Consider the following 18,666-nt stretch of genomic DNA (forward strand, 5'->3'; position numbering starts at 1 on the left):
CCGGAACCTGCCTGTACAGCAATGATTCGCAGCTCGTGCCCCCATTCCCCGGCCGGCATCCAGCTACAAGGGGGCGGGAAAAGGGATGGAGTCGTACGGGGATCTCGTCGCGGCCGACGACGTGCTGCTCTTCGTCAACGCGGCGATCACGGCGACCGGGCAGCGCGAGTTCCACGCCGACGCGGGCGCACAGCGGCTGTCCCTCGACTTCCTGCACGCGTACATGCTCGGCAACTACCGCGATCTGTACGCGGGTGTGCTGGCACTGGACATCAACGACCACAACGCGGCGCTGATCGTCCGCCGGCTGCTGGAGACCTCCGCCGAGGCGTCCGTGGAGCAGCGCCGCAGCGAGGGGCGGCTGATCGCGGGGCGGCTGGCGCTGCTGCCGCCGCAGCGCGTCTACGGACTCTTCCGTGCGCTGCGCCGCGCCGGGGTGAACAACCGCCGTACCCGCGCGCTGCTGCGCGACTGGCTGGCCGCCCGCCCCGATCTGGCCTTCGACGCGGTCAAGTACCGCAGCGGCCTCAAGCAGGCCCTGCGGCACGCGCATCTCGCCCCGGACGACGGCGAGTTGGGTACGTTCCTGTTCGCGCCGCTGAGCCGCGCCCACTACGACACCCCGATCCTGGAGACCTGGCGCCGGGCGCACTACGAGCAGGCGGCCGTGTACGAGCTGCCGTACACCGTGGCCGAGGGCTTCGCGGCCAAGCACGGCATTCCGCGGGCCGTCTTCCTGGAGCGGATCGCGCCCCGGATGACCCGCCTGGAGGCGCTGCGGCTCCAGGAGACGGCGCAGCGCCGAGGCGTCGCGGAGGCGGTCGCGGTCGACCTCGCCCGGATGCCGCTCACCCGGCTCGCCGGCTATGTGCTCTCCCTGCCGGCCGCGGAGCGGGTCGAGCGGCGCGACGAACTCACCGGCGCCCTGCGCGCGGCCGCCGCGCGCGTGGCCGGGGTGCACCGTGGGACGTGGGGCCGGGTCACCGCCGTACTGGACGACAGCTTCTCGTCCTACGGCTCGGGCGTGAAGCGGCGTCGGCCGCTGGCGGTCGCCCTCGCCTGCCACTACCTGCTGGAGGCGCTCGCCGACCGGTACGCCGGGCTGTGGACGTCCGGCCGCCGTGAGGCGCTGCTCGCGCATCCCGTGGGTCCGACCCCGCTGGGCGAGCGGATCCTCGACGCGCTGGAGACGGCCCCGGACCGGCTGGTGATCGTCTCCGACGGCTGGGACAACGCCCCGCCCGGGCTCGCCGCCGAGGTGCTCCGCGTCTGGCGCACCCGCCTCGACCCGGAGCGCCGCACCAGCGTGGTCCACCTCAACCCGGTCTACGACGCCGACGACTTCGACGTACGACGGCTCGCCCCCAGTGTGCCGACGGCGGGCGTGCGGGACGCGGAGGATGTGCCGGCGCTCGTCGAGATCGCGCAGTTCGCCGAGGGGCGGACCGGCCTTGCCGAGTTGACGGCCTATCTGGACGCCCGCGCGGAGCGGCTCGTCGCCGTGCCGGAGCGGACCGCGGCCGGGGGTGCGCGATGACGACGTACGGCGAAGCCCCTGCCCCGTCCGCCCTGTTCGACGGGCTGCGGACGCAGCCCTCGCAGGTGTGGGGTGCCGTGCGGCTGGTGCCGCTGGTGCGGGCCGAGCCCGTGGCGGATCTGCGGCTGCATCCGCGCATCCACACCGGGCCCGGGGTCGTCGACCTGGGCCGGAAGGGCAGTTACTGCTCCTACATCCCGCACAGCTTCGTCGCCGAGTGGACGGGGGACGGCTCCCCGGCCGCCGCCTACGGCACGCAGCTGGCCGAGGGCCCGGCGGAGCAGGAGCCGGTGGCGGCGGTACGGCTGCACTTCCATCGCCGGATGGCGCGTCAGGAGGGCCGGCGGCGGCTGCGGTTCCTGCCGCTGCATCTCGCGCTGGAGGGCTATCTCGCGCTGCACTTCGGCGGTCCGACCATCGCGTGGGAGGAGTGGTCGCGGCAGGCGCTGCGGCAGGGGCTGTCGCCGCGCGTCGAGGCCGCCTACCTGGGACTCCAGGTGCCGGGGCTGGCCGACGCGCTGAGCGTCTTCGAGATCCACCCCGGCCAGTGCGGTGTCCTCGTCTACCTGGCCGACGCGCTGGCCGCCGCGTTCGTGGTGCCGCATCCGGAGGACTACCGGACGCTGCATCCGACGCTGGTCCAGGACCTGTACGGCGATCTGGTGCACCACTACGCGACGCTGATGCCGCCGGTGGCGGACTTCCGGGCGCGCATCACCGATCCCGGCATCCGCTCGCTCAGTGACCTGCGGGCGGCCGCGGCCGAACAGACGGACCGGTGGGAGGAGTTCCACGACACCACCATGGCCGCCGGGCTGGTGGAGCAGGAGAGCAGCTGGCAGCAGGTCCGGCGGATGGGGCGCTTCACGCTCTCCCGCTTCCTGCCGGAGTTCCGTCCGAAGCAGGACAACCACATCGGGGAGGCGATCCTCGACGAGCACGGCCGGGCCGTCTACCTCAAGACCTTCCGGCTCTCCGAGAACCAGGTCCGCCGCGGCTTCCTGCTCAGCCGGCTCGCCGCGCACGACTGGCATCTCGCGGACACGGCCGCCGAGTTCGGCATCGACGGCGCCGCGCTCGCCAAGCGGGTGGAGACGGCGGGCTTCGGCTGCCTGCTGCGGCAGCGTGGCTGAGGCGGGTCAGGGCGTGCGGGGCGCCGGGGTGCGGTTCGTCGGGACGCGGTTCGTCGACGCAAGGGGCGCCGGCGTGCGGCTCGTCGGGTTGCGGACCATGTACACGTCCACCGCGTCCTCGGACTCCAGGACGAAACCGTGTCGCTCGTACAGTCTGCGGGCCGCGCTGCCCCGGAGGACGTTCAGCCGGGTCAGGGCACCCTCCCGGTCGGGGCGTTCCAGCAGCCTGCCCAGGACGGCCGAGCCGATGCCCTTGCCCTGGAGCTCCGGGACGAGGAGGAAGTGCTCCAGCCAGTAGGCGTCGTCGGCCGGCCGCAGCGCCACGCAGCCGACCAGGGCACCGGCCACCTCGATGGCCGAGGTGTGCTCCGGCTGGTAGGCGTCGCGCAGCCGCTGCCGCACCCGGTGCTCGTCGTACCGGCCGAGCCGCTCCAGATCCGCCCTCATCACGACGGCACGGATCTCGACGATCTCCTCGAGATCCGCCATCGACGCTGCCCGCAGTTCCCAGTCCGCCATGATCATGATGTTATCGCCCGGACCGGGCACCGCCTCAGCCGACGGGAGCCGTGCGGATGGCCGCGATGTCGAACTGCAGGCGCACCTTCTCGCTCACCATGGCGCCGCCCTCGGCCAGCCTGGAGCTGTAGTTCAGTCCCCACTCCGTGCGGTCGATCGTCGTGGTGCCGTCGAAGCCAGCCCGCTGGTAGCCGAAGGGGTCGGTGACATGGCCGATGTAGGTGAGTTCGAGGACCACGGGGCGGGTGGTGGCCTTGATGGTGAGGTCGCCGGTCATGCGGTAGACATCGTTGCCAAGGGGCTCCACCCCGGTGCTGGTGAAGCGCATGCGCGGGTGGTTCGCCGAGTCGAAGAAGTCGCGGCCCACGAGATGGGCGTCACGTTGTTCCACTCCGGTGTCGACACTCGCCGTGGACACCGTGATCTCGGCCTGCGAACGGGACGGGTCCCGGCCGTCGAAGTAGAGGCGGCTCTGGTATTCGGCGAAGGCTCCGCGGACCGTGGTCACCATGGCGTGCCGTACGGAGAAGCCGATCCTGCTGTGTGCCGGGTCGATGACCCATTCGCCGGTCAGGGCGGCCAGGGTGGGGTCCGGCAGGAGCGTGGTGGGGGCGCCCGGCCGGCCGGTGGGGGGTGTGGGGGTGAAGGTGGGCTCCGTGCGGCGGAACGGAGTACCACGACTGAACAAATTCATGATTCACCTAATTACTGCACGGGAGTTGGCGAGGCAAGCCCGCGTGGGTGGTCGACGAAATATCCACAGGTCCCCCACCAACTCCCCCACGGCCAGGTCAATTGACCAGTTCTCGTCGATTCCCGCCAGCGTTCACACCTCGAATTAGGCATGATTTTCCGGCATTTGGGGCGGCGAATTGTCGAATTCGGAGTGACGCCGAAGGTCATGCTTCTCCCCCGTTTTGCCCTGCTGTTGGTAACGCGGCGGATCAGCGCCGGACTCGGACATACGTTCCTCTCCGTGAACTCTGAAGCCACCCTCCACAGCCCCGTCCGCCGCACGTTCCTGCGGGCCGGGCTGACCGGCGCCGCGGCCCTCGGCACCGGCCTCGCGGTCGGCGCGCCTCCCGCCGCCGCGGCCTCTCCCCTCACCCGCCCTCGCCCCGACACCCCCGACGAGGCGCTCCGGGAACTGGCGGCGGGCAATCGCCGCTGGCGCACCTTCCGTGAGCAGCACCCGGACGAGACACCGGCCACCCGTCAAACACTGGTCTCGGGGCAGCATCCCTTCGCGGTCGTTCTCGGCTGCATCGACTCCCGGGTGCCCCCGGAGCTGGTCTTCGACCAGGGACTCGGGGACCTGATGACCGTGCGCAGCGCCGGAGAGGTGCTGGACGAGGCGGTGCTCGGCAGCATCGCGTACGGGGTGCTGGAGCTCGGGATACCGCTCGTCCTCGTCCTCGGCCACCAGTCGTGCGGCGCGGTGCGGGCGGCGGTCGAGGCCGAGGCGTCCGGTGCACCGCTGCCCGCGCACATCCAGTACTTGGCCGACCAGATACGACCGAACATCGATCACACCAAGGAGGGCGACGCCCGGATCGACGCGACCATCGACGCCAACGTACGGGCGGTCCGCGCGCGCCTGGCGGCGGAGCCCGACCTCGCGGCGAAGGTCGCGGGCGGAGACCTGGCCATCGTGGGCGCACGCTACGAGTTGAGCAGCTGGCGCGTGCACCGGCTCACCGGCTGACGCACGGGGGCGGCCCCGGATCAGCGCCACGCCTGCCGGACCCCTCGCTGATCGGACAGTACTGTGCCGACACGGGGACCCGACCACGTATGCGAAGAGGTGGACGCATGGCAGGCAAGGCGAAGGAGACGTTGTCGCGCAAGGTCTACGAGGGTGAACTGCTGCGTCTGCAGACCGAGTTGGTGAAGCTTCAGGAGTGGGTGCGGGCCGAGGGCGCGCGGCTGGTCGTCGTGTTCGAGGGGCGGGACGCGGCCGGCAAGGGCGGCACCATCAAGCGGGTCGCCGAGCATCTCAACCCCCGTGTCGCCCGGATCGCGGCCCTGCCGAAGCCGACCGAGCGGGAGCGGACGCAGTGGTACTTCCAGCGGTACGTCGAGCATCTGCCGGCCGCCGGGGAGATCGTGCTGTTCGACCGGTCCTGGTACAACCGGGCCGGCGTGGAGCATGTGATGGGCTTCTGCACCAAGGAGGAGCACCAGCTGTTCCTGCGCCAGTGCCCGATCTTCGAGCGGATGCTGGTGGAGGACGGCATCCTGCTGCGCAAGTACTGGTTCTCGGTGAGCGACACCGAGCAGCAGGACCGTTTCCGGCGCCGGCTGGAGGACCCGCTGCGCCGCTGGAAGCTGTCCCCGATGGACCTGGAGTCACTCACCCGCTGGGAGGCGTACTCCCGGGCCAAGGACGAGATGATGGTGCACACCGACATCACCGAGGCTCCCTGGTACGTCGTCGAGAGCGACGACAAGAGGCGGGCCCGGCTGAACATGATCGCCCATCTGCTGGACTCGGTGCCCTACCAGGACGTGCCGCCGCCGGTGTTGGAGCTCCCGGAGCGTCCGGAGTCCACCGGCTATGTGCGGACCCCGCGCGATCTCCAGACCTACGTCCCGGACCACGCGGCAGGTCTGTGACGCCCCGCCGTCACCGGCCGGTGCGCAGGGGCTCGGCGGGGGCGTCGTCCGCCTGCCGGAGTGCGGTGAGCAGTTCGTTCTGGCCGGTGAGCAGCTCGGTGAGGATCCGGCGGGCGGCGCGCAGGAGTTCGGCGACGTCGCCGCCGGCGAGCGCGTAACGGACGGTCGAGCCCTCGCGCATCGACACCACGATCCCCGAGCGGCGCAGCACGGCCAATTGCTGGGACAGGCTGGACGGCTCGATCTCGATGTCGGCGAGCAGGTCCCGCACGGACACGGGCCCGTGCTGGAGGAGCTCCAGCACCCTGATGCGCACGGGGTGGCCGAGCATGCGGAAGAACTCCGCCTTGACCTGGTAGAGGGGGGCCTGCATGGCTGCTCGCTCCTTGTCGGCTGGGTGGGACCGCGGTGCGACGGCACCTGAGGGGGCACCGCCGCATCACAGGCCGCCCTCGGATGCCGATCCTTCACGCCCCGGGCCGTGCGCGAACACACATTGGGACCATGCTGATGTGGTGACTTGAAGAAGTCTTCACATGATGGGCAGCGGTGGCCCCGGCTGCGTGGCCCGGGTCAGATCTCGATCGCCTCCTCGACGCGTTTGAGCTGGTGCCGGGCCATGGCCAGGTTCGAGCGGGCCTTGTCGAGGACGAGGTAGAGGAACAGGCCGTTGCCGCTGCGGCCGGTGACCGGCCGGATCAGGTGGTACTGGCTGTCCAGCGTGATCAGCATGTCCTCGATACGGCCCTTGAGGCCGACCTGCTCCATGGTGCGCACCTTGGCCCGGACGACGTCCGTGTTGCCGGCCGCGGCGACCGTCAGGTCCAGGTCCTTGTTCCCGCCCAGGGTGCCCAGCGCCATTCCGCTGGTGTAGTCGACGACCGCGGCTCCCAAGGCCCCCTCGACCCCGGCCATCATCTCCTTCAGCGACACTTCCACACTCGCCACAGTGCCTCCCTTGCGCTCGTTGACTGCGGCGGACCGGCGCCGCCGGCCCGCCTCGATGCCCCCGGACCGTACGCATGCCGCCGCCCCGCGAGGACCGACTCTCTGGGACTGACCTGTGCGCGGCGGACAACGACCGAACAACGGCGCGACGGGATCGTTCGGGTGACCGGAACTGCCGTGACGGGCCCCGAAGTTGACGCCCGTGGGCCGCCCCGCGTACCGGGCGGCCCTGTCGCCGTGGGGCCGATCGGCCCTGTGCGCCGTCCCCAAGGGCCCCTGGAGCACGCGAGGGGCCACCGGCGAGGGTGGAGTGTCGCGTGGCCCGAGCCCCGCACTCATCTGTTCCACCTCGCTTCCCGGAGGCTTCATGCTGTCCGCAGAGTCCGCCGCCGTCGTCCGGGCCACGCTGCCCGCCGTGGCCGGAGCCCTCGACGAGATCACCACGCGCTTCTACGGCGCGATGTTCCGCGACCGACCCGAACTGCTGGACGGGCTGTTCAACCGGGGCAACCAGGCCAGCGGCGCCCAGCGCCGGGCGCTGGCCGGGTCGATAGCGGGCTTCGCGAGCGCGCTCCTCGCCGACCCCGACTCCCGTCCTGACGCGCTGCTGGCGCGGATCGCCCACAAGCACACCGCGGTCGGGGTCACCGAGGACCAGTACACGGTCGTCCACAAGTACCTGTTCGGCGCCATCGCCGAGGTGCTCGGCGACGCGGTCACCCCGGAGGTGGCCGCCGCCTGGGACGAGGTGTACTGGCTGATGGCCGGCGCGCTCATCGCCCAGGAGGCCCGTATCTACCTGGAGGCGGGGGTCGCGCCGGGTGAGGTGTGGCGGCCGTGGACGGTCGTCGACCGGCGCGAGGAGACCGCCGACGTGGTCTCCTTCGTCCTGCGTCCGGCCGACGGCGGTCCCGCCCCCGCGGCGAAGGCCGGGCAGTACGTCAGCGTCCGGGCCCTGATGCCGGACGGCGTGCACCAGCTGCGCCAGTACAGCCTGTCCGGCGACCCGGGCGGCGAGCTGCGCCGTATCACCGTCAAGCGGGTCGGCGGCGGGGAGGTGTCCACCCTCCTGCACGGCTCGGTGCGGGCCGGGGACGAGCTCACCCTGTCCGCGCCCTTCGGTGACGTCGTCCTCGACGAGACGGACACACCGCTCGTCCTGGTCTCCGCCGGCATCGGCTGCACCCCCATGGTCGGCATGCTCGCCCACCTCGCCGCCACCGGCTCCACCCGCAAGGTCCTGACGCTGCACGCCGACGTCTCCCCCGGCACCCACGCCCTGCGCACCGAGACCCGCGCGCTCACCGCACAACTGCCCGCGGCCGAGGCCGTGTTCTGGTACGAACGGTTCGGCATCGCCGAACCCGGCGCTCGCTCCGGCCTGATGAACCTCGACGGGATCGACGTGCCGGCGGACGCCACCGTCTACCTGTGCGGCCCGCTGCCGTTCATGCGCACCGTCCGCACCCAGCTGCTCGACCACGGTGTCCCGCCGCGGCACATCCGCTACGAGGTGTTCGGCCCCGACCTGTGGCTGCCGGACGCGTCCTGACGCGAAGGCCCCACTGACGCTTCAGCGGTCACCCTTGGACCAGCCTCGTCCCGCCGAGGGGCCGTGACCGTCGTCGGGTCCGGGTCCGCGACCGTTGACCGTTGTACCGCCGCGAGTCGGCCACGAGACGCATATGCGGCGGACAGGTTCCGCCGGGGTGCGGACAGTAAGTGACATAGCGTCTCGATTCCCGTCCGGGTGCGGTGAGATGACCCGAACCGTCACCGGCAGCGGGTGGGGAGAGAGATGGGTCTGATTCCAGTACCGGACGTGGCGGACGGCCCCGAGCGGACGTCGTGCACCTGCGGCGCAGCGGCCCGTCCGAACGAGCCGGGGGCCGACGAGGACCGGTTCCGTGGTCTGCTGGAAGCCGCCCCGGACGCCATGGTCATCGTCGACGACGGCGGCATCATCAAACTCGTCAACGCCCAGACCGAGGCCCTGTTCGGCTACGGCCGCGAGGAACTCCTCGACCATCCGGTGGAGTTGCTGATCCCGCACCGCTTCCGCCCGCACCACACCCGGCACCGCGGGGGCTACGCCGCCAACCGCCAGGTCCGGCCCATGGGCGCGGGACTCGATCTGCACGGACTGCGCAAGGACGGCACCGAGTTCCCCGTCGAGATCAGTCTCTCGCCGCTGGAGACCGCGGACGGGCTCCTGGTCTCCGCGGCGGTCCGCGACGTCAGCGACCGCAGGGCCGCCGAGGCCCGGATCAACGAGCTCGCCGCGCTCGTGGAGTCGTCCCAGGACGCGATCCTCGCCAAGACCCTCGACGGCTACATCACTTACTGGAACGCCGCCGCGCAGAGCCTGTACGGCTACACCGCCCAGGAGGCCATCGGCCGGCACGTGTCCGTGCTGGCGCCGAGGGAGAAGCGCGGCGAGGTCACCTCCCTGCTGAAGCGGCTGTGCCACGGCGAGAAGGTCGAGCACTTCGAGACCCTGCGCCTGACCCGCTCCGGCGAACTGCTGGACGTCGACGTCACCTTGTGGCCCACCCGGGACACGGCGGGCACGGTCGTCGGCGCCTGCGCCATCGTCCGCGACATCAGCGACCGCAAGCGCGCCGAGGCCGAACTCACCGTCCTCTACGAGCAGCAGCGGCACATCGCGCTCACCCTGCAACGCAGCCTGATGGGCACCCCGTCCGCGGTCCCCGGCCTGGCCACGGCCAGCCGGTACCGGCCCGCCACCCAGGGCGCGGGCGTGGGCGGCGACTGGTTCGACCTGATCCCGCTGGGAGCCGGCCGGGTGGGGGTCCTCATCGGTGACGTGATGGGCCGCGGCCTCGAAGCCGCCGCGGTGATGGGCCAGTTGCGCTCCGCCGCGCACGCCCTGGCCAAGACCGGCATGCAGCCCCGGCAGCTGATGCAGGCCCTGGACACCTGTGTCGCCGACCTGGACGTCCCCGACCAGCTGGTCACCTGCTGCTATCTGGTCGTCGCCCCGGACAGCGGAACCGTCACCGTCTGCTCGGCCGGTCATCTGCCGGTGCTGGTCGCTCCCCCGGGCTGCGGGGTCCGCGGGCTGACGACCCCGGTGAACGCCCCGCTGGGCGTCGGCGACATCCTCTACGAGCAGTCGTGCGCCGACATTCCGCCCGGCGCCACGCTCGTCCTGTACACCGACGGGCTGATCGAGACGCCCGGCAGCGACATCGAGGAGCGTCTCGGTGAACTCACCTCCGTCCTGGACGGGTTCTTCGTCGACGCCCCCGCTCTGGAGATCGCCGCGGACCATGTCCTGACGAGCCTGCTGCCCGACGCCGACAGCCATGACGACGACGTGACCCTGCTGCTGGCCCAGCTGCCGGCGGCGCCGCTGGCGGCGCTCACCACCGATCTGCCGGCGCTGCCGTCCTCGGTCCCGGACGGGCGCACGTTCCTCAACAAGGCCCTCATCGCCTGGGAGTGCGCCGAGTCGGCGGAGGAGGCCCGGCTGCTGCTCTCCGAGATCCTCACCAACGCGGTCCAGCACGCCGAGGGCCCGATCACACTGCATCTGTGCCGGACGGCCACGGACCTCACGGTCGAGGTGAGCGACCGCAGTCCGCACCTGCCCCAGCCGCGGATCGCGGGCGAGGACGAGGAGTCCGGCCGCGGTCTGCTGCTCGTGCGCGCCCTGGCCGACGGCTGGGGGGTACGGCCCACCGACGAGGGCAAGACCACGTGGTTCACGCTGAAGCTGTGAGGCGCGGCGCGGCCGCTATGTCTCCTGGACGGGCACCCGCCACACGAGCCTCGTCCCGCCGCCGGGCGGTGAGGTCGACTCCAGTTCCCCGCCCAGTTGTTCGGCGCGTTCGGCCATGTTGCACAGCCCGCTGCGGCGGCCCTCGGCCGGGATGCCCACCCCGTCGTCGGAGACGGTCAGCCGGAGGTCACGGCCGTCCGTCGCGAGGACCACGTCGGCACGGCTGGCGTGGGCGTGCCGGGCGACGTTGGTCAGGGCCTCCGAGAGAACGGCCACCGCCTGCTCGGCGACGTCCTTGGGCACATGGGTGTCCAGCAGGCCTTCCATCCGCACGCTCGGCGCGAACCCCAGCACCGGTGCCGCCTCCCCGACCACGCGCACCACGCGGGCCCGCAGCCCGGAGCCGGGGATGTCCTCGCGGGCCCGCAGGCCGAAGATGGTCGACCTGATGATCTTGATGGTCTCGTCGAGGTCGTCGACCGCCCGCAGCACCCGCTTGGACGCCTCGGGGTGGTCGATGAAACGGCCCGCGCTCTGCAACGTCATACCGGTGGCGAACAGCCGCTGGATCGCGAGGTCGTGCAGGTCGCGGGCGATCCGGTCGCGGTCCTGGAGGACGGCGATCTGGGCGGCGTCACGCCGGCGGTCCGCGAGCTCCATGGCGACCGCGGCCTGCGCGGCGAACGCCTGGAGCGGTTCGATCTCCTGCCCCGAGTACACCGGGTGTCCGGCCTCCCGTCCCAGCAGGACGACACCCCGTACGCCCTCCCCCGTGCCGATGGGCACGGCGACCGCGGGGCCGAGTCCGCCGACGGCCGCCGGGACGGCCGCGGTCCAGGCGTCCCGTGAGATGTCGGCGATGGTGGTGGGGACGCCGCTGGTGAAGGCCCGGCCGATCAGCCCGTCGTCCACGGGGGCCAATAGCCCGCGGTAGGCCTCGGCGCCCTCGCCGATGGCCAGTTCCATCGTCAGCGAGCCAGTGCCCTCGACCGGGACGGCGACGAGCGCGAGCACGGCGGTGGTGATCTCCCGGGCCCGTTCGGCGATCACGCGCAGGACCTCGCCGCGCTCGCTGCCGGACATCACACTGTGCGTGATCTCCGCGCTCGCCCGCAGCCAGCGCTCCCTGAGCCGGGACTCCTCGTAGAGCCGGGCGTTGTCGATGGCTACGCCCGCGGCGACGGCGAGCGTCGACAGGACCGACTCGTCCTCCTCGTCGAACTGCACCCCGCCGCGCTTCTCCGTCAGGTACAGATTGCCGAACACCTGGTCGCGCACCCGGATCGGGACGCCGAGGAAGGTGTTCATCGGCGGGTGATGGGCCGGGAACCCGTAGGAGGAGGGGTGCTCGGAGAGCTTCGCCAGCCGCAGCGGCTCCGGGTTGGTGATCAGTTCGCCGAGAATGCCGTGGCCCTCGGGGTAGGGGCCGATCCGGGCGATCTGCTCCTCGGAGACGCCGACGGTGTGGAACGCCGACAGCCGCTTGCCGTCCGAGCCGATCACGCCCAGGGCGGCGTACCGCGCGTCCACCAGGACCGCCGCGGCCTCCACGATGCTGCGCAGCGCCTGCTCCAGGTCGAGCTCGCGCCCCACCGAGAGCACCGCCTCCAGGAGGCTGTGCACCCGGTCCCGGGTGCCTCGGGCCGCGTCCAGCCGGGCCTGCAGCTCCTCCAGCAGCTCGTCCAGCCTCAGCTGCGGCAGCCGCACCCGGGCCCGCTCGAACTCATCGGAGCTTCCCACCTGCGATCCTCCCGGTCCCGTACGCCCTGCGGCGGCCGACCGTGCCGGTTTCCTGCCACGGTATCGGCCCGCCGGAGCGAACGGTACGGAGTCCGGGAACGCCCGTGCCGCGTCTGGGTGTTCAGCGACCTTCCTGCCGGAGCCGGTCCTGGGCCTGGGTGGCGATGACGGCGGCCTGGATGCGCCGCTCCACGCCGAGCTTGGCCAGCAGCCGGGAAATGTGGTTCTTCACGGTCTTCTCGGCGAGGTACAGCCGCTGCCCGATCTGCCGGTTGGTGAGCCCCTCACCGATCAGGGCCAGGATCTCGCGTTCCCGCCCGGTCAATCCCGGCAGCGCCTCCGGCTCCTCCTCCTGCCGCTGTCCCTGACGGAGCCGGGCCATCACCTTGGCGGTGGCGCTCGGGTCGAGCAGCGACTGGCCCGCGGCCACCGTGCGCACGGCCGACACCAGGTCGGAGCCCTGGATCTGCTTGAGGACGTAGCCGGACGCCCCCGCCATGATCGAGTCCAGCAGGGCCTCCTCGTCGTCGAAGGAGGTCAGCATCAGACAGGTCAGCTCGGGCATGCGGGAGCGCAGTTCCCGGCAGACGGTCACCCCGTCGCCGTCCGGCAGCCGTACGTCGAGGACGGCGACCTGCGGACGCAGGGCGGGAACCCGGACCAGCGCCTGCTCGACGGTGCCTGCCTCGCCGACGACGGTGATGTCCGGTTCGTCGTCGAGCAGGTCGCGCACCCCGCGTCGTACCACCTCGTGGTCGTCCAGCAGGAAGACCCTGATCGGGTTGTCGGGGCCGGGCTGTCCCGCGCCGTCCGCCATCGAACGCTCCTCGTCCCGTGTGCCGTGCCGGTGCCCGCTGTTCGTGGGTGGCATCGGCCTCTTGTGGAGATCCTTCTCTTCGCCGGGCCGAAAGACCAGGGCCGGTCGGCCCTCTTTCGCCCCGGCCGCGCTCCGAGGGGCCGGACGGACGACGGGCAGGGCCGAACGGCCCTAGCCCTCCCCCGCCACCGGGCGTTCCATCGATCTGTCCCCCACCCTTCGGCAGAACGCCCAGCGGGCGCCGCAGCTCACGGAAGACCTTCATGACGATCAAGAGGGAACTGGACAGTTCCGAAGCCCTGAGACTGCTCGGCGGGGTGTCCCTGGGCCGGGTCGTCTTCACCCGTCACGCGCTGCCGCAGATCCGCCCGGTCAATCACGTGGTGGACGGCGGCGACATCGTCATCCGCACCCACGAGGGCGCGGCCCTGACCTCGCACACCGGCCGGGCGGACGGCCCGGGCGTGGTGGTCGCGTACGAGGCCGACCTCATCGACCCCGACACCCACCTCGGCTGGAGCGTCGTCGTCACCGGCTACGCCCATCTGGTGACGGACCCGCGGGAGCTGGCCCGCTACCGGGCCATGCTGCGGCCCTGGGTGGAGCAGACGATGGACTACGCGGTCCGTATCCGCCCCGATCTGGTGACCGGGATCCTGCTCACCGCGGCGGACGCCTGAGATCGCACGCGCCGGGGCCACGCCGCGTCCGTGCGGCGTGGCCCCGGCGTGTGCGGGCGGGCCGGTTCACATCAGCCAGCGGTTCCGGCTGACGAAGGGCAGCCGCGCCCAGACCCTGCCCAGTCCCCAGGTGGCGCCGGCGCCCGCGGCGGCGAGGGCGATCAGGACGATGGCGTAGACGACGTGGTAGTCGGTGAACGGGTTGGTCGACATGCTCAGCGACCCGTCGGACAGGTGCTTGGCCGGCGGCCACTCCGCGATCCACATCAGCGCCATCATCGCCGTGCCGGCGACGGCGGCGAGGCGCAGCCCGATGCCCGCGATCAGGGCGAGGCCGATGCCGAGGAGGCCGAGCATGAACAGCCAGTCCGCCCAGCCGGCCCCCGCCCAGTCGTGGAAGGTGGACTCCATGGGGCCCGCGGCGACCCCGCCGAGGAAGCCCTTGGTGGGCGAGCCGCCGTCGATCCAGCCCTTGCCGGACGGGGTGGCGTAGCCGAAGCCGAAGGTCTTGTCGAGGAACGCCCACAGGAAGACGAACCCGGTCAGGACGCGGAGCACCGCCAGGACGTACGGGCTGTTCGCCGTCGCCGTCGTGACAGCGCTCGTCTCGGTCGGGGAACTCGCCGTCCCGCTCCTGCGCAGGGACGGGAAGCGGAATCCCGGGTGACGGTGCGGGTGATCGTGAACGGCCATGGTGCTCATCCCTTCCAGGGGTGACGCTCGGGTACTCGACGACTGTCGTCGAGCACCCTCAATGTCCCGCTGCGCCGCCCGGCGGCGGAGGGGCTGCGCGGGCCGTGCTGGGGGGCCGAACGTCCTTGCCCGCAGGGCCCGTTCAGGCCTGTCCGGCAGGGTCGTCGTCAAGGCCGGCGGGGATCTGGCGGATCTCCCGGCCGGTGATCTCGTCGGCGTCGACGCACACCCACAGCTCGCGCCGACCACCCGCCCAGGGTGCGCTGTACGCCCGTTCCGTCAGGCGGCGGATCGTGGCGGGCTCCTGCGCCTGCCTGGCCCGTCCGCGGACGAGCACGCTCCAGCCCCGGCTCATGGCCTCGTCGAGGTGGTCGACCTCGAAGGCGATGCGCCGGCCCAGGGCCTCGGCGGGAGCGGTGCCGGGCGCCGTCCGGAAGGCGATCGTGCCGTCGACGACGGTGTAGTTGACGGGCAGGACCGTGGGCCCGTCGGCCGTGGTCACCGCGAGGCGGCCCACCCCGTGCGTGCCCAGCCGGCGCCGGCACTCAGCGTCGCTCAGCGCGACGAGTCCGGCGTGCCGGGCCGCCTGTTCCCGGCCCGGCGGGGCCTCGGTCTCGCCGCCGGTGAGCGAGGTGACCCCGGTCTCCAGCGCGGCGGCGAGCCGCAGCAGGGCGCTCCTGCCTGGGATCGCGGCGGAGGACTCCTCCAGATACCGGAGGTAGGAGCAGGACATGCCCGCCCGGTCCGCGGTGTCGGCCCGGGTCAGCCCGAGTTCCCTGCGCCGCTGTACGAGGCGTCGTCCCAGATCTCCTCCGGGGCTTTCGGTGCGTGCCGTCGTGCCGGATGTTGTCGTGTCGGCCACGACCCCTCACCTCCTGCTGGTGCCGGGCCGCCGGAACGGCCCGGGGCGGACCGGGCCTTTGCCCTCGGTCCCCCTCGCGTCCCCGTGGTTCAGCATCTGCCCTGCCGGCCGGTACGCGCTTGGGCCGGTCGGGCCCCCTTTGCCCGGTTCCGTCACCTGCCGGGGCGAGCCACCCGCCAGGGTCCCGGTCAGCCTCCTGAACAGGGCCGACCGGCCCTTCCACCCATCAGGGCGCACCGAGTTGGCTCGGACCATGTTCAAGGACCACGAGGAGTCCACGCCCTGCCACACGGAACGTCTCGTCGGCGGCACGATCGTGGTGGAAGTGCAGGGTGAGATCGACCTGTGCACGGGGCCGCCGCTCTCGGCCCGCCTCGACGCCCTGACCGCCGGACCGTTCCCCGACCTGGTGCTGGACCTGCGCCCGGTGTCCTTCGTCGACTGCAGCGGACTGCGCGCCCTGTGCCGGGCGCGCAACCGGGTCCTCGCCCGCGGCGGACGGTTCCGCCTGGTCACCGAGAGCGCCCGGCTGCTGGGGATTCTGCGGTGTGTGGATCTGGGCGACGCTTTCGAGGTGCTGTCCCGGCCGCCCGAAGGGGTCGTCCCCACGCCCCGGCCGGACCTCGTCCCCGTCGATGTCGGCTAACTGGGCGGCAGCTGTGCGTCGAGCACGGCGTGCGGGTCGTGTCGGGGTGTGAGGGGGCCTTCGGGGCCGTAGCCGATACGGATCAGCATCTGGGCATGTCCGCTGCGCTCGGGGTGCGGGCTCAGGGTGCACCGCAGGTCGGGCCACTCCATCGGCTGGTGCAGCAAAGACGCGCGCAGGCCGTGGACGGTGGCGACGAGCAGGGCGTGTTCGAGTGCCTGCCCGGCGCGCAGCCAGTCGGTGCGGCGGTCGTGGACCGTCGTGAGGAGCCCGACGACCGGTTCCGTCTCGAAGGGCTGGGCGGGGAGCCGCTCGGCGTGCCGTTGCGCGGTGAAGTCGCGCATGGGGATGCGTTCCCGGGAGTCCTGCGGGCCGAGCACGGACCACGGCAGACCGGTCCGCGCCGGCGAGTCCGGGTCCTGGTGCACCCAACGGCGGCTCTCGGCTCCGCGCGCCCCGTCCGCTCGGTTGCGGAGTTCGGCCTCCCTTACCACCCGGAGCAGACGGGCGGTCTCGTCGACGCCCGGGAAGCCGAGCGAGGCGCCTTCCGCCCGGGCGGCATCGGCGAGTTCGGCGAGGGCGTGACGCGGCAGGGGGCGGCCGGAGAAGGGGAAGCGGCTGCTGCGCCGACGCCAGACGGCCGGATAGAGGTCGTCGCGATGGCCGGTGGGGTGCCCGCTGCGGCAGCCGTCCAGACGGACGGTGGCGAGCAGGCCGGGGTCGTCCGGGCGGGGCAGCAGTCGGACGAACGGTGACCAGCCGAAGTGGGCGGCCGCGACACGGAGGTTGAAGACGGACGCCCCCACCGACACATGCAGGGCACGGCCGACGGGGTCGGTGTGGCGCAGGCCCCGTTCCGCCGAGGCCCACACCTCGAACGCCGGGGTCTCGGCATCCAGCCGGAACCGCCACGGCTGGGTGTTGTGGATCGAGGGCGCGGCCACGGCCGCGGCGAGGCAGGCTTCCAGGGTCCTGGCGTCGAGAGGCGTCGATCGCATGATGTCCTCCTTCGCACGAACGCCCGCACGAACCGGCACTTACGCTCGCACGAAGCGGAACGAACTTCCGTACGTACGCGGTCCTTCGAGCGTGGGCCTGCCGCCGGGTGCGGGGACGGGGCCGTTGGTCCCTCGTCGGAGGCCGGGCGGCCGGGCGGGCGCCCCGCCGGGCCGCCCCGGCGTCACGGCATCCCGCGCATGGGCTGAACGGCCCCTCCACCGAACGAACTTGGACCCGAACAGCCCGGCGACGCCGCCTGGTCGGCCCCTGCCGCGATGCGCGTCGCGATGTCACCTTCCTGGCAGTGGCAGACAGAAGGAGGTGCGACCGATGCGCGGCGGCAGGCGTACGAAGCAGTGGTGGTGGCGGTGGCGGAGCAACCCGCTGCGTCGACGTGAGGACGTTCTCGAGGCATGGCTCGTGCTGGCCGTCTGGGCCCTCGTCTCGGTGGGCGGGACGCTCGCGGGAGTGGTGGCCGCCCGTGCCGCCGACGAGACCTTCGCCCGGCAGCGCGCCGACCGGGAACCCGTACGGGCGGTGGTCCTGGCCGACGTGCCCCGGGCGACCGGGGCGAGGGGCAGCGTGTACGCCGACCGCGCCCTGGCGAAGGTCCGCTGGACGGCCGCCGACGGCTCCCTCCGTACCGGCAGCACCCTGGTGGAAGCCGGCCGCGAGGCCGGGTCGGCGGTCACCGTCTGGACGAACCGGCAGGGCGACGTCACCACCCGGCCGCCAGGGCCGAGCGACGCAGCCGTCGAGGCGGGCCTCCTCGGCGCGGGGGCCGCCCTCGCCCTGAGCGGCCTTGTGATCGGCGCCGGAGCGACGGTGCGGTGGCGGCTCGACCGACGTCGGATCGCAGGTTGGGGCACGGAATGGGCCATGGTCGGGCCGCAGTGGGGCCACAAGACGGGCTGACCCCTCCGGGAGACCCACCCCGCTTCCCACCCGTGACGGCCGTCCGCCCCGCGTCCTCCTCGGTACAGCCACGCCACCATCGGTGCAACTATGAAAAAATCGCCCTATAGCGGCACCGAAGGAGAACTCCTGTGAGCAGCCCCGCCGACGAGTCCGGCTACGGGAACATCCAGCTCGACCGCACCGGTCAGGCCGCGGCCTTCGACGCCCTCGGCGACCGTTACGACGAGGCCTTCCCGCACAAGGAGGGGCAGGTCGCGGCCGCCGAGTGGCTCGTCCGGTCGCTGCCCACCGGGTCCCGCGCCCTTGACCTGGGGTCCGGCACCGGCATTCCGACCGCGCTCCAGCTGGCCGAGGCGGGCTTCGAGGTCGTCGGTGTCGATCTGTCGGACGGGATGGTGGCGCTGGCGCGCAAGAACGTGCCCGGCGGGCGGTTCCATCAGGCGGACATCGCCGATCTGCGGCCGGGCGGCCCGCTGGACCTCGGCCGCTTCGAGGCGGTGGCGGCCTTCTTCTCGCTGCTCATGCTGCCGCGCGCGGAGATCCCGCTGGCGCTGCGGACCGTGCACCACCTGCTGGTGCCGGGCGGCCTGTTCGCGCTGTCGATGGTGGAGGCGGACGTCGACGACTTCTCCATCCCGTTCGTCGGGGAGAGCATCCGGGTCTCCGGCTACCTCAGGGAGGAGCTGCGCGAGGTGGTCGAGGCGGCGGGCTTCGAGATCGTCGACGAGTCCTCGTTCACCTACGCCCCGGCCTCCGCGGACGTCCCGCCCGAGGTGCAGATCTTCCTGCGCTGCCGACGGCGGCACGCCTGAC

At 72.2% G+C, this 18,666-nt stretch carries 19 protein-coding genes; 10 read left to right on the forward strand and 9 right to left on the reverse strand.

What is annotated here, in order from left to right; translation table 11 throughout:
• Nucleotides 1-85 precede the first annotated feature (85 nt).
• Nucleotides 86-1,537 carry a hypothetical protein gene (locus EJC51_RS04970; RefSeq protein WP_126269884.1) on the forward strand — a complete coding sequence of 484 codons (1,452 nt, stop codon included), beginning with the start codon at nucleotides 86-88 and terminating at the stop codon, nucleotides 1,535-1,537.
• Entirely contained in the window at nucleotides 1,534-2,670 is a 1,137-nt protein-coding gene (locus EJC51_RS04975; RefSeq protein ID WP_126269885.1) for an ARPP-2 domain-containing protein, read from the forward strand. The genes EJC51_RS04970 and EJC51_RS04975 overlap by 4 nt, the downstream gene beginning before the upstream one ends.
• 6 nt (nucleotides 2,671-2,676) lie before the next feature.
• Here EJC51_RS04975 and EJC51_RS04980 read toward each other — a convergent pair whose 3' ends face one another.
• Together EJC51_RS04980 and EJC51_RS04985 are read right to left on the reverse strand one after the other, a co-directional pair.
• Complete coding sequence (locus tag EJC51_RS04980; RefSeq protein WP_126269886.1) at nucleotides 2,677-3,189, reverse strand: GNAT family N-acetyltransferase; 513 nt, start codon at nucleotides 3,187-3,189, stop codon at nucleotides 2,677-2,679.
• Nucleotides 3,190-3,223: 34 nt separating this feature from the next.
• The gene (locus EJC51_RS04985; protein ID WP_126269887.1) at nucleotides 3,224-3,883 is read right to left on the reverse strand and encodes a YceI family protein; all 660 of its coding nucleotides are present in this window, start codon (nucleotides 3,881-3,883) and stop codon (nucleotides 3,224-3,226) included.
• Nucleotides 3,884-4,165: 282 nt separating this feature from the next.
• Between EJC51_RS04985 and EJC51_RS04990 the strand changes: the two genes are divergently transcribed.
• Together EJC51_RS04990 and ppk2 are read left to right on the forward strand one after the other, a co-directional pair.
• Nucleotides 4,166-4,894 carry a carbonic anhydrase gene (locus EJC51_RS04990; protein WP_244362499.1) on the forward strand — a complete coding sequence of 243 codons (729 nt, stop codon included), beginning with the start codon at nucleotides 4,166-4,168 and terminating at the stop codon, nucleotides 4,892-4,894.
• 107 nt (nucleotides 4,895-5,001) lie between these two features.
• Entirely contained in the window at nucleotides 5,002-5,805 is an 804-nt protein-coding gene (gene ppk2 / locus EJC51_RS04995) for a polyphosphate kinase 2 (RefSeq protein WP_126269889.1), read from the forward strand.
• 10 nt (nucleotides 5,806-5,815) lie between these two features.
• Here ppk2 and EJC51_RS05000 read toward each other — a convergent pair whose 3' ends face one another.
• Both EJC51_RS05000 and EJC51_RS05005 read right to left on the reverse strand, forming a co-directional pair.
• Nucleotides 5,816-6,178 (reverse strand): ArsR/SmtB family transcription factor, encoded by a 363-nt coding sequence (locus tag EJC51_RS05000; RefSeq protein ID WP_126269890.1) that lies wholly within the window; start codon nucleotides 6,176-6,178, stop codon nucleotides 5,816-5,818.
• Between the two features lie 200 nt (nucleotides 6,179-6,378).
• Nucleotides 6,379-6,753, reverse strand: a complete 375-nt coding sequence (locus EJC51_RS05005) for a roadblock/LC7 domain-containing protein (RefSeq protein WP_126269891.1) — start codon at nucleotides 6,751-6,753, stop codon at nucleotides 6,379-6,381.
• A gap of 367 nt (nucleotides 6,754-7,120) precedes the next feature.
• On the opposite strand from EJC51_RS05005, the gene EJC51_RS05010 reads away from it, so the two are divergent.
• Both EJC51_RS05010 and EJC51_RS05015 read left to right on the forward strand, forming a co-directional pair.
• Nucleotides 7,121-8,305: a globin domain-containing protein gene (locus EJC51_RS05010; protein WP_126269892.1), complete on the forward strand. Its 1,185-nt coding sequence runs from the start codon at nucleotides 7,121-7,123 to the stop codon at nucleotides 8,303-8,305.
• A gap of 246 nt (nucleotides 8,306-8,551) precedes the next feature.
• Nucleotides 8,552-10,498 (forward strand): PAS domain S-box protein, encoded by a 1,947-nt coding sequence (locus tag EJC51_RS05015; protein WP_126269893.1) that lies wholly within the window; start codon nucleotides 8,552-8,554, stop codon nucleotides 10,496-10,498.
• Nucleotides 10,499-10,513: 15 nt separating this feature from the next.
• Here EJC51_RS05015 and EJC51_RS05020 read toward each other — a convergent pair whose 3' ends face one another.
• A complete protein-coding gene (locus EJC51_RS05020) occupies nucleotides 10,514-12,238 on the reverse strand; it encodes a sensor histidine kinase (protein ID WP_126269894.1) in 1,725 nt (574 codons plus the stop codon).
• A 121-nt stretch (nucleotides 12,239-12,359) separates the two neighbouring features.
• Nucleotides 12,360-13,055 carry a response regulator gene (locus EJC51_RS05025; protein ID WP_126276822.1) on the reverse strand — a complete coding sequence of 232 codons (696 nt, stop codon included), beginning with the start codon at nucleotides 13,053-13,055 and terminating at the stop codon, nucleotides 12,360-12,362.
• A gap of 263 nt (nucleotides 13,056-13,318) precedes the next feature.
• Between EJC51_RS05025 and EJC51_RS05030 the strand changes: the two genes are divergently transcribed.
• On the forward strand, nucleotides 13,319-13,735 hold the full coding sequence (locus EJC51_RS05030) for a pyridoxamine 5'-phosphate oxidase family protein (RefSeq protein ID WP_126269895.1): 417 nt from the start codon (nucleotides 13,319-13,321) through the stop codon (nucleotides 13,733-13,735).
• 66 nt (nucleotides 13,736-13,801) lie between these two features.
• On the opposite strand, the gene EJC51_RS05035 is transcribed toward EJC51_RS05030, so the two are convergent.
• Complete coding sequence (locus EJC51_RS05035) at nucleotides 13,802-14,428, reverse strand: DoxX family membrane protein (protein WP_126269896.1); 627 nt, start codon at nucleotides 14,426-14,428, stop codon at nucleotides 13,802-13,804.
• Between the two features lie 142 nt (nucleotides 14,429-14,570).
• Nucleotides 14,571-15,290: a helix-turn-helix domain-containing protein gene (locus EJC51_RS05040; RefSeq protein WP_244362501.1), complete on the reverse strand. Its 720-nt coding sequence runs from the start codon at nucleotides 15,288-15,290 to the stop codon at nucleotides 14,571-14,573.
• A 253-nt stretch (nucleotides 15,291-15,543) separates the two neighbouring features.
• Between EJC51_RS05040 and EJC51_RS05045 the strand changes: the two genes are divergently transcribed.
• Entirely contained in the window at nucleotides 15,544-15,936 is a 393-nt protein-coding gene (locus EJC51_RS05045; protein ID WP_126269897.1) for an STAS domain-containing protein, read from the forward strand.
• Here the strand turns inward: EJC51_RS05045 and EJC51_RS05050 are convergent.
• Nucleotides 15,933-16,934: an Acg family FMN-binding oxidoreductase gene (locus EJC51_RS05050; protein ID WP_126269898.1), complete on the reverse strand. Its 1,002-nt coding sequence runs from the start codon at nucleotides 16,932-16,934 to the stop codon at nucleotides 15,933-15,935. The genes EJC51_RS05045 and EJC51_RS05050 overlap by 4 nt on opposite strands.
• 331 nt (nucleotides 16,935-17,265) lie before the next feature.
• On the opposite strand from EJC51_RS05050, the gene EJC51_RS05055 reads away from it, so the two are divergent.
• On the forward strand, nucleotides 17,266-17,850 hold the full coding sequence (locus EJC51_RS05055) for an Rv1733c family protein (protein WP_126269899.1): 585 nt from the start codon (nucleotides 17,266-17,268) through the stop codon (nucleotides 17,848-17,850).
• A gap of 131 nt (nucleotides 17,851-17,981) precedes the next feature.
• Nucleotides 17,982-18,665: a class I SAM-dependent DNA methyltransferase gene (locus EJC51_RS05060; protein WP_126269900.1), complete on the forward strand. Its 684-nt coding sequence runs from the start codon at nucleotides 17,982-17,984 to the stop codon at nucleotides 18,663-18,665.
• Nucleotide 18,666 lies beyond the last annotated feature (1 nt).

It is taken from the genome of Streptomyces aquilus, from assembly GCF_003955715.1.
Classification (GTDB): domain Bacteria; phylum Actinomycetota; class Actinomycetes; order Streptomycetales; family Streptomycetaceae; genus Streptomyces; species Streptomyces aquilus.